Annotated in this window: 11 protein-coding genes; 2 read left to right on the forward strand and 9 right to left on the reverse strand. The window is 74.4% G+C overall.

Annotated elements, in window-relative coordinates; genetic code table 11:
• Positions 1–35 precede the first annotated feature (35 nt).
• Both fxsT and ACFVUY_RS33085 read right to left on the reverse strand, forming a co-directional pair.
• Entirely contained in the window at positions 36–4,043 is a 4,008-nt protein-coding gene (gene fxsT, locus ACFVUY_RS33080; protein WP_380351892.1) for an FxSxx-COOH system tetratricopeptide repeat protein, read from the reverse strand.
• Positions 4,040–5,581 (reverse strand): TIR-like protein FxsC, encoded by a 1,542-nt coding sequence (locus tag ACFVUY_RS33085; protein ID WP_387735965.1) that lies wholly within the window; start codon positions 5,579–5,581, stop codon positions 4,040–4,042. The genes fxsT and ACFVUY_RS33085 overlap by 4 nt, the downstream gene beginning before the upstream one ends.
• Positions 5,582–5,779: 198 nt before the next feature.
• Here ACFVUY_RS33085 and ACFVUY_RS33090 point away from each other — a divergent pair, with 198 nt between their 5' ends.
• On the forward strand, positions 5,780–5,974 hold the full coding sequence (locus ACFVUY_RS33090) for a DUF397 domain-containing protein (RefSeq protein ID WP_359902156.1): 195 nt from the start codon (positions 5,780–5,782) through the stop codon (positions 5,972–5,974).
• Between the two features lie 63 nt (positions 5,975–6,037).
• On the opposite strand, the gene ACFVUY_RS33095 is transcribed toward ACFVUY_RS33090, so the two are convergent.
• The gene (locus ACFVUY_RS33095) at positions 6,038–6,967 is read right to left on the reverse strand and encodes a helix-turn-helix transcriptional regulator (RefSeq protein WP_387735968.1); all 930 of its coding nucleotides are present in this window, start codon (positions 6,965–6,967) and stop codon (positions 6,038–6,040) included.
• Positions 6,968–7,058: 91 nt separating this feature from the next.
• On the opposite strand from ACFVUY_RS33095, the gene ACFVUY_RS33100 reads away from it, so the two are divergent.
• Complete coding sequence (locus ACFVUY_RS33100) at positions 7,059–7,625, forward strand: NIPSNAP family protein (protein WP_387735970.1); 567 nt, start codon at positions 7,059–7,061, stop codon at positions 7,623–7,625.
• 105 nt (positions 7,626–7,730) lie between these two features.
• Here the strand turns inward: ACFVUY_RS33100 and ACFVUY_RS33105 are convergent, their stop codons facing one another.
• The 6 genes from ACFVUY_RS33105 to ACFVUY_RS33130 all read right to left on the reverse strand — a co-directional run bounded on the left by ACFVUY_RS33105 (position 7,731) and on the right by ACFVUY_RS33130 (position 14,792).
• Entirely contained in the window at positions 7,731–8,234 is a 504-nt protein-coding gene (locus ACFVUY_RS33105; protein ID WP_387735973.1) for a GNAT family N-acetyltransferase, read from the reverse strand.
• Between the two features lie 208 nt (positions 8,235–8,442).
• A complete protein-coding gene (locus ACFVUY_RS33110) occupies positions 8,443–9,156 on the reverse strand; it encodes an AAC(3) family N-acetyltransferase (RefSeq protein WP_359913879.1) in 714 nt (237 codons plus the stop codon).
• Positions 9,157–9,311: 155 nt separating this feature from the next.
• Positions 9,312–11,717, reverse strand: a complete 2,406-nt coding sequence (locus tag ACFVUY_RS33115) for an FxsB family cyclophane-forming radical SAM/SPASM peptide maturase (RefSeq protein WP_387735976.1) — start codon at positions 11,715–11,717, stop codon at positions 9,312–9,314.
• A gap of 61 nt (positions 11,718–11,778) precedes the next feature.
• A complete protein-coding gene (locus tag ACFVUY_RS33120; protein ID WP_387735979.1) occupies positions 11,779–11,964 on the reverse strand; it encodes a hypothetical protein in 186 nt (61 codons plus the stop codon).
• A 386-nt stretch (positions 11,965–12,350) separates the two neighbouring features.
• Positions 12,351–13,418: an aKG-HExxH-type peptide beta-hydroxylase gene (locus tag ACFVUY_RS33125; RefSeq protein ID WP_387735981.1), complete on the reverse strand. Its 1,068-nt coding sequence runs from the start codon at positions 13,416–13,418 to the stop codon at positions 12,351–12,353.
• A gap of 213 nt (positions 13,419–13,631) precedes the next feature.
• Positions 13,632–14,792 (reverse strand): FxsB family cyclophane-forming radical SAM/SPASM peptide maturase, encoded by a 1,161-nt coding sequence (locus ACFVUY_RS33130; RefSeq protein WP_387735983.1) that lies wholly within the window; start codon positions 14,790–14,792, stop codon positions 13,632–13,634.
• Between the last annotated feature and the right edge of the window lie 29 nt (positions 14,793–14,821).

A 14,821-nucleotide genomic window follows, 5' to 3' on the forward strand; every position in this document is an offset into this window, starting at 1 on the left:
CCCTCGCCGGCAGCGCACCCCGCCCCCCTTCCCGGTCAGACCGGCTGCGGCTCCAGGTCGCGGTTGATCCGCTTCCAGCCCCGCGCGGAGACCGTGTTGGGGTGCTCCTCGCCGACCTGCCGGATCAGCTCGGAGATCGCCCGCGCCCTCAGCTCGGCCGCCTGGGTGTGCCGCCCGCCGGACCGCAGGGTGATCGCCAGGTTGGCCTCGCAGGCCACCGCGTCCGGGTGCTGGGCGCTGTAGCGGTCGCACAGCCCCTGGTACGCGGCCCGGCCGAGCCGCTCGGCGCGGTCCAGCTGCCCGTCGTCGCCGTACGCGTTGGCCAGGTTGATCATCGCGTTGAGGGTGTACGGGTGCTCCGGCCCGACCGAGCGGGTCAGCCCCTCCACGGTGAGCCGGCCGCGCTCGATGGCGCCCGGGACGTCGCCGCTGCCCCGCAGGTAGATGCCGAGGTTGTTGGCGCAGGCCAGGGTGAACGGGTGCTCGTCGCCGAACAGCCGCCGGTGACCCTCGAAGACGGTGGAGCAGAGGTCGCGGGCGGCCTCCTTGTCTCCGGAGGCGCTGTGGTCGGCGGCCAGGTTGAGCGCGCAGGCGAGCGCGTCGGGGGCGTCGGCGCCGTAGCGCTCCAGGTAGCGCTCGTAGGTCTCCTTGGTGATCCGGCGGGCCTCGGCGAGCTGGCCGATCCGGCGCAGCGAGACGGCCAGCGACTTGGCGTTGCGCAGGTTCTCCGGCAGGTCCGGGTCGAGCACGTCGCCGAGGTCGGAGGTGACCTCCTGGAGCAGGTCCACCGAGCCGCGGTAGTCGCCGAGTTCGCGCAGGTCGCGGGCCAGGTTGGACTTGGTGGACAGGGTGTAGGGGTGCTTGGGGCCGAGGACGGCGGTGCGCCGGTCGAGGGTCTCCTGGTCGAGTTCGCGGGCCGCCTCGCTGTCGCCGACCAGCCGGTAGTCGATCGCCAGGTTGTTCGCCATGGAGAGCGTGCGCGGGTTGTCGTCGCCGAACAACTCGCGGAACTGGTCGAGGATTTCACGGTCGAGGTCGAGCGCGGCCTGGAACCGGCCGAGCGCCCGGCGGTCGGCGCCGAGCGAGCCGGCCGTCATCAGGGTGTACGGGTGGTGCTCGCCGAGCAGGCCCCGCTGGCGCTCCAGGGTGTCCTCGTCCAGGGCCAGCGCCTCACCGTAGTTGCCCTGGGAGCGCAGCACGTTGGCGAGTTGGAAGCGCAGCAGCAGGGTCTGCCGGTCGTTCTCGCCGAGCTTGCCGGTCCACTCCACGTCCAGGGCGTGGCCGAGGTCGCGGGCGCGGTCGAGCTCGCCGCGCTTCCACAGGTAGCGGACCCGGTCGATGAGCAGCTGGCGGGTGTCCGCCTCGTCGCAGTTGTGCGCCTTGGACGGCGACAGGTGCGGCCAGATCTCGTCGAAGGCGGGCCAGTTGGCCGGGTCGTCGGTGTCGCCGAGGACGGGCCGGGCGCCGGTGAGGATGCGGTGCACCTCGTGGACGGCGATCTCCTGCTCGTCGGCGGTCATCCCGGCCCGGATCACCGCCTGGACGAGCCGGTGCACCTGGAAGCTGTTGCTGCCGGCGTCGACCTTGGCCAGCGCGTACCGGCCGATCGCCTGGATCACCTTGCCCAGCATGAACTTGTCGCTGAGGTCGGCGTCGAACTTCACCAGCGCCCGGATCATCTGGTCGCTGTAGAAGAGGTTCATCGAGATCGGCTCGGGCGCGAAGAACGCGCAGAGCTGGAGCAGCCGGACGGCCGCCGGGGACTGCTGGCGCAGCCGTCCGATCGACACGTTCCAGGTCGCGGCGACCGGCGTCGGGTAGTCGGCCGGGCGGCCGACGGCCAGTGCGCGGGCGGCCTCGGCGTGCAGCTGGGAGACGTAGGTCTCCACCGGGGTGCCGGTGGTGTCCAGCCAGGCGGCGGCCACCTCGACGGCCAGCGGCAGGTCCCCGACCGCCTCGGCGACCCGGTCGGCGTCCGGGCGGGAGAGACTGCGGGCGCGCCGGCACAGGTGCTCGACGCTCTCGCCGCGGGTGAAGACGTCGACCTCCAGCGCCTCGGCGTGCCCGGTCCAGGCCTGGTTGCGGGAGGTGACCAGGATGTGGCCGGAGCCGCCGGGGAAGAACCGGCGGATCTCGGCGGGCTCGTCGGCGTTGTCGAAGATCAGCAGCCAGCGCGAGGTGGGCACGCCGCGCCGCAGCGCCTCCCTGGCCGCCTCGGCGGCCTCGGTCACCGAGTCGCCGACCCGCAGGCCCAGCCGGCGGGCGAGTTCGGCCAGCGCCGGCGCGACCAGCTCGGTCTGCTCGGCGTCGATCCACCAGACCAGGTCGTAGTCGGACATGAAGCGGTGGGCGTACTCCAGCGCCACCTGGGTCTTGCCGACGCCGCCGAGCCCGTACAGGGTCTGCGGGGTGGGCAGCACGGCCGCCATGCCGCCGCGCAGCTGGTTGCGCAGCTGCTCCAGAACGGCGGAACGGCCGGTGAAGGAGGGGTTGCGCGGCGGGACGTCCCACACCGAGGGCTTGCTGCCGGGGAAGCGCGGGCCGCCGCTGGGCGCGTCGTCGAGCGGGGTGTCGCCGCGGCCGAGCGCGCGCAGCAGGCTCTGGATCGACTGCGTCTCGTCGCGGCCGACCAGGTCGACCGGGTTGCGGTTGCTGAACGGCGCGGTGAGCCGCACGTCGCCGACCCGGACGGGCAGCAGCTGGCGGCGGGTGCCGGAGGGGTCGGAGCTGACCACCGACTCCCACAGCGCCCGCGCCTGCGGGGAGCGCTGGTAGGCGGGCGAGAGCACGGCGACCGTCCGGTACGCGGAGTCGATGCCGCGCTCGGTCTCCTCGCGCGGGTCGGTGCCGGCGCTGAGGTCGCGCGGCAGCACCCGGAAGCCGGCCCTGGTCAGGACGGACTCGATCCAGTCCGCCCACATCCGGTCCTCGGGGACGTAGGAGAGGTAGAGGTCGGCGGGCACGGAGGGGCGGCGGCGGGTGAACGCGTCCACGAAGCGCAGCCGCACCTCCTCGTCCACCGGCGGCAGGCCGGCCGCCCGGCCCTCGGTGATCATGGAGGTGAGCCGCTCGCAGGCGGCCAGCATCGAGGTGGGCGTGCCGGTCTGGTCGCCGAAGGTCGCGAGGATCTCCTCGTAGGCGTAGAACGGCCGGTACGGGATCTCCACCGAGCCCCAGTACTGGGCGAGTTCCTCGCCGTCGAAGCCGGCCGGCAGCCCGTCGAAGCGGACCCGGGCGAGGGCGCGGCCGGCGTCGGCCTTCTCCTTCTCGCCCTCGTCGATGCGCATCGGGACGGGCAGGATGCGGATGCCGCGCTCGCGGTAGCGGTCGTGGATGTGCTGGGCGATCCGGGAGGCGCCGTCGATGGACTGGTCGCTGAGGGTGAAGCAGACCACCAGGTCGTCGGGCATCTGGACGGTGCAGATCTCGGCGATGTCGGACAGGCCGGTGCGGGAGTCGATCAGCACGTAGTCGTAGCGCTTGGCCATGTCGGCCTTGAGGGCGTCGAAGAACTGCCCGCCGTCGAAGCGGTCGTAGAAGATGTCCCAGTCGAGGTGGGTGACGGCCTCGGAGTAGTCCCGGTTGAACTGGCCCGCGGAGAGGAAGTCCAGGCTGCCGCCGGCCGGGAAGTGCGGCCAGGTGAGCGAGAGCGCGTGCGGGTGCACCCGGGCGAAGTCCAGGTGCCAGCCCTCGGCGTGCTCGACCGGGCGCAGCGCCTCCTCGCGGTACTCGGCGATCAGGTCCATCATCCCGGTGGTCCCGGCCAGCGAGGCCGGGTCGAGGAACGGGTGGAAGAACTTGGCGAGGCCGGGCGCCTCCAGGTCCCAGTCCACGGTGAGCACGCGGAAGCCGTTGGCGGCCAGGATCCAGGCGGTGTTGGCGAGCGCCATGGTGCGGCCGGTGCCGCCCTTGTACGAGTAGAAGGTGATGATCCGGCCGTTGCGGTCCTGTTCCGCCGCCTGCCGCTCGGCCTCCCGCTGGGCGGCCAGGTCGGCGGAGGTGAGCCCGCCGAGACGGAGGTTCCTGGTGCGGTTGTCAGTCATCGCGGTCCTCGTCCTCCCAAGGGCGCCATCCCGTCATCGGGTTCATCGCCGTCGTCGCGGTACGGGTCGTGCTCGCGGTGCGGGTCGTGCTCACGATGCGGGTCGCGCTCACGGTGCGGGTCGCGCTCGCGGTGCGGGTCGTCGCCGTTGTCCCGACGTCGGTGGGTGGTGCTGGTGGTGCGGCCGGTGCCGTTGCCGCCGGCTCGGCCGTCGGAGCGGTCGTCCCGGTCGTCGCCCCGGTCGTCCTCGAAGGGGTCGGCCGGGGATCCGTCCGGTCCGTACCCGCCCGCGCCGCGCCGGAACGCGTCCCGCAGGCTCGGCCGGGGCGGCGGCGGTTCCTCCGGTTCGGCCCGGGTGCGGCCCTCGAACGCGTACTTGGCCTTCATCGCCGCCCGGGGCAGCGCGTCGTCGAAGTCCTCCAGGGAGTGCAGCCCGGTCGGTCCGGTCGCGCCGAGGAAGCTCGGCCGGCTCGCCCGCCGGGTGATGCGCAGCGTCTCGTCGGTCAGGTCGCCCAGCTCGTCGGCGCGGTCGGCGCACTCCGGGTCGTCGCCGTTGAACGGCTCCAGGATGCTCACCCAGGTGGCGTCCGAGCGGTCGAAGCGCCGGACCAGTTCGCGCCGGCGCGGGTCGCGCAGCGCCCAGCGGTCGAGCAGCAGCAGGCCGGGCGCCTCGGCGTTGCCCCCGATGATCGACTCGACCTCCTCGTCGAACTCGTGCACGGTCGGCTGGAACCCCAACTGCCGGGCGAGGCGCGCCGCGTGCTGGGCGATCGGCGAGCCGACCGGCCGGTACGGGTGCCAGTCGGTGCGCCGCTCGCCGTAGTAGTCGGGGCTGCGGTCGGCGGGCAACTCGTTCTGGTGGTAGGCGAGTACGGAGATCCGCAGCTGCTTGGTCGGGGCGGTGACGTTGAACGCGCTCGGCAGGCCGTTGAATCCCAGCCGCCGCCCGACCGGGATCACCGTCTCCTCCGCGACCTGCACGATCCGGGCCGCCAGCCGGTGCACCGCCAGCTCGTAGGCGGAGCGGAAGTAGCTGAGCTTCATCAGGGCGTACAGGCCCTCGGTGGCGTACTCGGGCCCGAAACTCGCGTGGTTGAACTGGAGTTCACTGGCCACGTTCGGCAGCCGGTAGCGGCTCATCGGCGCCCACAGCACCGGGACGATGCCGCTGGTGCGCTCGGAGTCGAGGTTCGCCGGGTAGACCGGCCGGCGGGTGAAGGCGTGCCATTCCTGGCCGCACGGAACGCTGTTGAAGTACCTCGGCGAGTACAGGGGTACGAAAACCCGGCAGGTCGCCAACTCGTCGGACAGTCGTTCGGCCCACAGCTCGCCCTGGTGCATGGACTCGTCCATGAAGCCGACCGCGGCCCCGTCCGGGACCGTGGTGAGCTGGAGCACCGCCTCGCAGAGGTCCCGGTACAACTGCCTGACCCAGTGGTTCGGGTCGCTCGCGCCCCGCGCACCGGCCTTGGGGGTGTGCGCGTAGGAGAGGAAGAAGTACGGCCGGGCGTCGTCCTCGTCCCAGCCCCGGTCAGTCACACGCGCCTCCCCCGGGCCCGTCGGCAAACCTGCCTCCCGCAGCCCCCGTGCGGCGGGGCTTCAGTGTAGGAACGACTGACACCCCAATGGAATAGCACAACGTCTCGCACGAATTGACATGACCGAAACGATGCCGCCAACCGTGCACTGGGACCAGTACCCTCGATACGGCCGCCACGCACCACCAGGAGGGCACTCGTGGACCACCTCGACTGGCAGAGGTCCAGCACCAGCAGCGACAAGGATGACTGGATCGAGATCGCCTCCGAGGGCGACCACGTCTACATCCGGCAGTCCGACGACCCCACCCTCGTCGTCACCACCACCCGCATCAAGTTCAACGCCTGGGTGCTCGGCGCCAAGGCCGGCGAGTTCGACCACTTCGTCGCCTGACCCGCCCGACCCCGCCCGGCCGGCACCCCGCCGGTCGGGCGCTCGGCCGGCCGAGCCCGAGGATCACCCCCCGTAGCGGGCGGCCAGGGCCCGTACCGTCCTGGCGATGCGGTCACGGAGTTCGGCCGGTTCCAGCACCTCGACGTCGGCGCCCAGCCGCAGGAACTCCCCGTGCGCGTGGTCCAGCGACTCGATCGACACCCGGGCCTCCGTCCAGCCCTCGTCCGCGGCGGCGACCCCGAGGCGCCGGGCGCCCTCCGGGGTGAGCCGGACCAGCGCCTCCCCGGTGTGCAGCCGGGCCCGGAAGTCGGCGAGGTAGCCCGTCCAGTACGCGCCCAGGCCGAAGCCGTCCGGCACCGCGAACTCCTCGTCCAGCGCGCGCAGTCCGACGACCTGATCGACCCGGTACGTACGCATCCCGCCCGGACCGGCGGCGACCAGGTACCAGCGCCCGGCCTTGAGCACCAGCCCGTACGGCTCCACCCGCCGCTCGATCTCCTCCGGCGCCCGCCAGCGCCGGTACCGCAGCACCACCGCCCGCCGCTCCCACACCGCGGCGGCGACGTCGGCCAGGTGCGGGGTCTCGTCCGCCGCGCCGTACCAGCCGGGCGCGTCGAGCAGGAAGCGCTCCTGGATCCGCCCGGCATGCTCGCGCAGCTCCGCCGGCAGGGCCGCCCGCAGTTTGAGCTGGGCGGCGGTGAGCGCCTCGCCGAGGCCCAACTCGGCGGCGGCGCCCGGGAGTGCGGCGAGGAAGGCGGCCTGGGCCTCGTCGGCGGTCAGCCCGGTGAGGCGGGTCCGGTAGCCGTCGACCAGCCGGTACCCGCCGGCGTGCCCGGCGTCGCCGTACAGCGGGACTCCGGCGGCGGCGAGCGCCTGGACGTCCCGGTAGACCGTACGGACGGAGACCTCCAGCTCCCCCGCCAGCTGCTCGGCGGTCAGCCGGCCCCGGTTCTGGAGCAGCAGGAGCAGGGCGACCAGCCGACTCGCGCGCATGCCGCCCAGTATCCACTGACAGGAGGTGTCAGGAGAGTGCTCCTACGCTGCGGCGCATGAACGACTTCACCCGCACCGGGGCGGCCACGGCATGAGCCTCGTCGTCGAACTCCGCCAGTACACCCTGCACCCCGGCGCCCGGGAGACCCTGATCGAGCTGTTCGAGCGCGAGTTCGTGACCGGCCAGCAGGCGGTCGGCATCACCGTCGGCGGCCGCTTCCGCGACCTCGACGATCCGGACCGCTTCGTCTGGCTGCGCGCCTTCCCCGACATGGCCGACCGGCGGCGCGCCCTGGAGGCCTTCTACGGCGGCCCGGTCTGGCGGGAGCACCGCGACGCGGCCAACGCCACCATGGTCGACAGCGACGACGTCCTGCTGCTGCGCGGCCCCGGATTCACATCGCGTGCGGGCGGCCGCGAGGTCCTCGCCACCATCTGCCACCCGGCCGCTTCGGCGGCCGTCCACGGCGGCGCCTTCGACTCCTTCGCCACCGAACACCTGCTCCCGGACCATGCGTTGCACCGCACCGAGCACGCCGAGAACGATTTCCCCCGGCTGCCCGTCCGCACCGGCGAGGACGTCCGCGTCTGGTTCGGCCCCGCCGAGCCGGCCCCCTGGCCGTCCCGGCGGCTCCGGCTGGAACCAGTCGCGCCGTAGCCGCCGGGTGCACGCCGGCGTGCCCGTTGTGCCCGCTCCCTCAGGGGCCCATGACGTTCGCCCCCGCGGCCCGGCGTGGGCCGGGGCACGGGGGACGAGGCCGGCTCACGCGCCGGGGTGCGCGGGCAGGGCGAGCCAGTCCAACCAGGAGATCTCACGGCCGAGGAAGCGGGGCCGCTCGAACGGCCAGTCGGCGGCGATCCACCGCGGCACCAGGGCGTCCATGGCCCGCTCGACCTCGCTTCCCACCAGCTCGTCCACCACCCACCAGGCGATCTCGCCGTCCGCACCGGCCTTCGCGGGCGGGTCGATGTAGACGCAGCCGATCAGGGCCGTCTCGGCCGCGTCGAGCAGCGCGTAGTTGAAGGACTGGTGTGCGGCGATCTCCTTCTCGTGCCGCAGCAGGTCGGCCTGGTTGGCCTCGAAGGTCATGGTGGCCGCGGGCCAGCCCCAGGCCGGACCGAAGAGGGTCCACAGCCGTTCGCGCGAGCCCATCACAGCCGGGTAGTCGAGCGGGGCATCCGCCTCCCGGACCGGCCGCAGGTGATGGGCCCCGCCCGGCAGCGGCACCTGGACGGGATGGACGAAGTCATCGGGAAGCCAGCTCATGGCGCCCGACCGTAGCACCGCGCGGACGTCCGGCCCCCCTGGATTTTCCCCGCACCCGCCGCCCCTCCACCCTCCGCCGAATCACCAACCCCCTGACGTCTCGCATGGGAAGTCGGCCGGGCCGACTTCCCGCGCACGCGATGGGGACGGGCGGGGCGAGGAGGAGGGGCGGGACCGGGTGTCGAGGGGTGAGAACGAGGAGCGGGTTTCAGGGGCGGCCGCGGCGCAGGACAGCCTCGGCGAGGTCGACGGCCTCCCGCACCGGGACGAGCCGGCAGTCGGCGGTGCCGATGCGGGCGGTGGTGATGCCGCGGGCGGTGCGCAGGACCTCCTCCCCGAGCCGGTCGAAGTGGAGGTCGTCGAGGTCGGGGGCCCGGAAGGTGGTCCAGCCGTCCGCCCCGACGCAGCGGTACTCGCGCACCGGGACGTCGGGCATCCGCAGGTCGGCCAGGTGGAAGGCGGTGAACCGGCCCATCGGCACGCCGAGCATCAGCACTCGGGCGTCCAGTTCGTAGAGCCGCCCGAGCGGCGACTCCGGGCCGAGGTGGGAGGTCAGCGGGTGGCGCCCGGTGATCTCCCGGGCGAGCCGGCCCACGGCCGCCCAGGAGGTCTGCGGGTGGTGGCTGCGCAGTGCGCCCGGGTGGGTGCGGACCGCCTCCGACAGCGCCCCCATGGAGGGCGAGGCCGGGGTGGTGGCCGGATCGAAGCGGGGCATCCGGGCCTGGTAGTCGGCCACCGCCGCCGGGGAGAGACCGGCGGTGGCGCGCTGGTGGACGCGGGAGGTGGCGGAGTTCTCGGGTGTGGCGGTGTAGGCGACCAGGGTGCCGTCGGGGCCGAGGAGTTCGAGCAGGGCCTCGACCACACCGGCCGCCCCTCCGGGCACCGGTCCGAGGGCGCGCAGGGACGCCTGGACGTGCAGCACCGTGCCCGGACGGACCCCGAGGTCGGCGAGGTCGCGGACGAGGGGATGGACGGGGGAGGCGACGGCGACGCCGCCGCGGGGTTCGGTGAGGATGGCGTTTCCCCGGGGTTGATGGCCCCGGGCGAGGGAGGACCCGGGGCGGCGGGAGTGGGAGGTCAGACCCCGGCCCGTTCGCGCCGTACCCGGTCGGCCGCCTGCTCGGCGGCGGCGGGCAGCGGCAGGGCGAGCCAGGGTGCCACGGTGGCACGCATGCCGTCGGCGAAGCGCGAGCCGGTCCCGGTCAGGGCCCCGGACGACGCCAGCCGCTCCACGGCTTCGGCGGTGTACCGCCGCCAGAGCGCGAACTGCTCCCGCGCCCGGTCGGCGGCCGGTCCCGGCAGTCCGTCGTACGCGCGGGTGCGGGTGCCCCAGTACTCGGTGACGGCCAGGTGGGCGTACGTGCCCTGGAGCAGCCCTTCGAGCGGCCGGGGGTCGGGCCGCCAGGGGGCGAGGTACAGCGTGGTGTCGGCGCGGTCGTACAGGTCCGTCAGGTCCAGCACCGCGCCGAGCTTGACGTGCTGGAACTCGTGCGCGAGCAGCAGGGCGAGGGTCGGCGCGGTGGCGGGCCGGGCGATGCCGACCGCACCGTACGCCTGTCGGGCCGCCGAGCTGACGTCCCGGCCGGTCGGGCCCGGCCGCAACGGGGTGACCGTCGCCAGGCCGGCCCGGATGCCCTCCGCGTACCCGGGCAGGTCCCGCCCGAGCAGCTCCCAGGCCTCGCGCAACGCGCCCGTCCAGTCGAGCAGTTCGCCCTCGGACAGGCGGTCCGCCACCGGGTGGTCGTGGCAGTCGCGCAGCGGGTCGGTGTCCTCCAGGGCGACCGTCCAGCCGCCGGCCAGCCGGATCCGCCGCAGCGGCTGGTCCGGCACGGTGTGCACCGAGCCGTCGGACGCCCGCACCTCGAAGCCGTCGGCCCGCCCGGTGACCACGGCCTCGCCGTCGGGTACGGCGATCCGGCCGAGCGTCGGCAGGTGCAGCCACCCGCCGCGGACGGGCACCGCCACCGCGTCCCCCCGCCCGGCCCGCACCGCGGCGGCCGCGGCGAGCGCGGCCAGTGGGCCGAGCCCGACCGGCAGGTCCCCGGCGAGTCTGCGGGCCGCCCAGGAGCGGGCGTACGGGTGGGCGAGCACGGTGTCCACGGCGGCGGGGGCCGCCGTGTCGAGCTCCGTCAGCAGGGCCCACGCCTCGGCCCGCCCCTGTCCGGAGGCGTCCCAGGCGGCGGCCAGCATCGCCCGGGTGAGGGCGAGTTGGGAGCGGCCGAGCGCGGCGATGGTCTCCGCGCTCCCGTATCCGCGCGCCAGCTCGTCGAGTTGCGACGGGGTGAGCGCGCCGGGCGGCAGCGGCTCGGCGCCGGGCCGGGCGGCCTCGGCCGTCCGCGCCGGAACGCCGGTCGAACCCCCGTTCCCCGCAATGCCGTTGATGAACGTCATGAGATCACCGCAGTAGACGGAGGGATGGTCGAAGCTGCCTCCTCCATCGTCGCTCCGATAGCGGTGGGCGTACAGCCCGCCACCGCAGGAGCGGACCACGGAGCAGGCGCGGCAGGCCTCGCTCAGCCCGGCCAGGCCGGACTGGCGGGCGGCGATGCCGGGGTGGCGGGCCAGGTCGTCAAGGCTGTGCGCGAAAACGTTCATGCCGGTGACGGGCGCGCCGTCGTACGCGGTCTTCAGGCTGTCGGCCTGCTCGAAGGTCCCGTCCGTCTCCAGGACCGCCAGGTCGGAGGGCTCCAGGCCGAGCGACTCGGTGAGACTGGAGAATCCGCGCAGGGTCCGGTGCACGGACTCGAAGGTCCGTACGGCGAACGGCCGTCCGTCCGCTTCCCACAGCCCGTGGACGGTCAGCAGCCAATCGGCGTACGGGGTGGTGGCCGGTCCGGCGGGGCGCGCGGGCGGATCGTCCCAGGTGGCATGCGGAAGCAGGAAGTCCACGGCGGGCGGGCGGAGTTCGGCCAGCGCCCGGTACACGGCCACCGGGTCGTTCTCGACGTCCATCGTGCACAGCAGCCCGGCGAACAGGTGCCGGTACTCGGGCGCGTTCAGCAACGCGACCGCCCGCAGCACCTGCGGGTGGCTGCTGCGTCCGTCGGCGAACCGCCGGTGGCGGTCGTTGGCGGCCCGGTCGCCGTCCAGCGAGATGCCGACCTTGATGTCCTGCTCCGCGAACAGCGAGCAGAAGTCCCGGCTCAACAGCACGCCGTTGGTGTGGATGCGCAGGTCGAGCACGCAGCCGGGCGGGAGTGCCGCCCGGAGCGTCCCGGCGGCGCGGCGCAAGCGGTCCGGGCCGGCGAGCAGGGGTTCTCCCCCGTGCAGGACGACCCGGACGGCGGGCAGCCGGTGGGCGGCCGCGTGCTCACCGATGCGCTCGGCGGCCTTGGCCATGATCCCGTCCGCGATGACCTTCGGCCGGGAGCGCCAGCTGCTGTCCGCATGCTCGTAGACGTAACAGTGGTCGCAGGCCAGATCGCACCTGCTGTGCATCTTGACCACGAACTGCGTCAACGGCAGCGGAATCGACGTCGTCATGGAACTGTTCGGCTCGGTTCGGTCTGCTCGGTCTGGGTTCCGCTCGGAGGTCCGGGTCGGGTCAGATCGAGGAGTTGAAGGCAGCGACCGGCACGAGGCCGGATTCCGCGCCGGGGAGCGCGCGCTGGAGCCGGGAGGCGAGCTCTTCCGCGCCGAGCGCGGCGAGATCGGAGAGGGAGGGGCGTTCCGGCGTCTCCTGAGGGTCAGTGAGCTTGCCGGCCGGCCTGATGCTGGTTACCGGAGTCATATTCGTTTCCTTAGGCGCGGTTAGGACCTGCCGAGGGTGGGTAAGCCCACCCGGTTGCGACCAATGTAGTGCCAGCGAAGACTCCGCGCGGCACCTTGCGGACTCACGTTGAACTCCCCAGGCGGTCCACGTCGCACGACAGCGCGCTGAGCCCCCAGAATTCACCCGTTCAGCGGTCGCGCACTTCGCCCTGGCGCACGCCGAAGCGCACCGCCGGGACGAGCGACCGGACGAACACCCGGGCCCGCATCCGGAGGAGAACCCGGAGGAGGACCCGGACGGGAACCGGGACCAGCACCTGAACCAGTACCTGGGCACACCCCGGGAGTGCCCGGGGAAGCCCTCCGACAAGCACACCATCCGGCCAAGCGTCCGATGTCCGGGATTCATTCCCCCGGCTCGCCGAGCTCCCGGACGGTCCGCACCAGCTCCTCGGTGAACTCCAGCCCGCTCGACGTCAGTTCGCCGCAGCCCAGGAGCGTCCGCCCGGCGGCCAGGGTGTGCGTCCGCCAGCGCGCGAACTCCCCGTGCGCGCGGGCGGCGTCGCCCGGCCCGGCGGCCGCCTCCGCCCGCCAGAAGTCCGCCACGCCCAGGTGCGCGTACGCCCCCTGGAGCAGCGCCCCGGCCGGGCGCGGGTCGGGCCGCCAGGGGGCGTGGTGGACGGCCGGGCCGTTGGGGCGGTGCAGCGGCACCAGGTCCAGCAGGGCGCCGAGTTGGACGTGGAGGAACTCGTGCACCAGGGCCAGCGCCAGCAGCACCGGATCGCCCGGCAGCGAGGCCGCCACCGCTCCGTAGGCCCGCCGGGCGGCGGCGCTCACCGCCTCCCCGCCGGGGGCGGGCCGCAGCGGGACGACGGTGGTCACGCAGGCCGCGACGGCCGCCGCGTGGCGGCGGTGACGGCGCACCAGGATGTCCCAGGCCTCGGACAAGCGCTGTTCCCAGAGCCAGAGTTCGTCGTCGGCGAGCGGACCGGCCGGCGGACGTCCGTAGTCCACCCGGCGCGGGCCGGCGTGGTCGATCGACGGCGCCCAGCGCAGCCCGTCGCACTCCAGCGCGAGGGGCGCGCCGGAGCCGGGGCGGAGGAACTCGCCCAGCCCGCCGAGCGGAACGTCCTCCCCCGCCGCCGCGCCGCGCAGGCAGTCGGCCGCCCAGGCGTCCAACTCGGGCCGCAGCAGCACCTCCTCCCACTGCTCCCGGTCGTCCCGCTGCAGCGCCCGGACCCGGGCGTACGCCTCCCGGTAGCCGTCGTGCTCCGGCACCGCCCGGCGCAGCGCCAGCAGCAGCAGCGCCCGCTTGCTCAACTGCCCGCCGCGCAGCAGCCGGACGGCCTGCGGCCCGCCGCGCGCGCCCGCGATCGCCCGGAACGTCTCCCGGTCCACGCCGTGCCGGGGCAGCCCGTCCGCCCCGCGGGCGCCCGGTACCCCGGCCGCCACCACCTCGCCCGTACCCGCCACCGGTCCTCCTCCTCGTCCGTTCGGCTCCCGGCCCGGTCGGCCGGCCCATCGCCCAACCCGCCGGGTCCGCCCGCAGTCTCCCCGCGCCGGGGCGGATCAGCCGGACGGCGGCCGGGCATGACCCGGACGGGTGAGCCGAACCGCCGCCCGCCGACGCCCGACGCCCGACCGGAACCCACCGCCCACCGCCCAACGCCCGCCCCGCACCGGTCCTCAGCTCCCCGCCAGCCCCGCCACCCCCGCCCGCAGGCGCCCCGCGATGTGCCGGACCAGCCGGTCCAGGTCCGCGCAGTACACCGACGGGTGCCCGAAGCCGTCCCCCGCGTACCGGTGCGCGTACAGCCCCCCGCCGCAGACCCGGGCCAGCGGGCAGCCGGCGCAGACCGGCCCGAGGCCCGCGAGGCCGCGCTGGCGGGCCCGGAAGGCCGGGTGCGCGCCCGCCCGCGCGAAGCCGTGCCGCCACACGTCCAGGCCGGTCCCGGGGGCGCCGTCGTAGGCCACCTTGAGGCTGTCCGCCTGCTCGATCGTCCCGTCCGCCTCGACCACCACCAGGTCGACGGGCGCCAGCCCGACCGCCTCGCTGGCCGCCCGCCCGCCGAGCAGCAGCACCGCCAGTTCCTCGAACAGCCGCACCCCGGTCTCCCGCCGCGGCGCGTCGTACCAGCGGTCGAAGGCGGCGATCAGCCACTGCCCGTACGGCGCCGGCTCCGCGCCCGACGGCGGCGCGTCCGGCACCGGCCGCGGCCGGACGCCGGGCGGCGGCTCCCGCCAGGTCGCGTGCGGCAGCAGCAGGTCGATCCGGGGCGGCGCGAACTCCAGCAGCGCCTCGTAGGTGGCCACCGGGTCGGACTCCAGGTCGACGACGCACAGCAGGCCGGCGAAGAGGTCCCGGTGCCGGTCCGAGCCGAGCAGCCGCACCGCCTCGGCGGTGCGTGCCCAACTGCCCGCGCCGGAGGGCAGTCTGCGGTGCCGGTCGTGGCCGGCCCGGGTGCCGTCCAGCGAGACCCCGACCGCGACCCGGTGGCGGTGCAGCACGTCGAGCAGGGCCGGTTCGTCCAGCAGCCGCAGCCCGTTGGTCTGCACGGTGAACCGCGTCCGGGGCCGGACGGCCGCCAACTCGGCCAGCAGCGCGTCCAGATGGGCCGCGCCGACGAGCAGCGGCTCGCCGCCGTGCAGCACCACGGACACCTCGTCCAGCCCGTGCTCGGCCGCGTGCTCCTCGATCCGCCGGGCGGTGCGGCGGACGGTCGCGAGTTCCATCCGCCGCGGCCGCTCGCGCCAGCTCTGGTCCGCGCCCTCGTACACGTAGCAGTAGTCGCAGGCCAGGTTGCACCGACTGTGGATCTTCAGCAGGAACTGCCGGAACGGCACCATGCCGGTGAGCCTAGGCCACGCCGGCCGAC

The organism is Kitasatospora sp. NPDC058063 (assembly GCF_042885395.1).
GTDB lineage: Bacteria > Actinomycetota > Actinomycetes > Streptomycetales > Streptomycetaceae > Kitasatospora > Kitasatospora lactacystinica.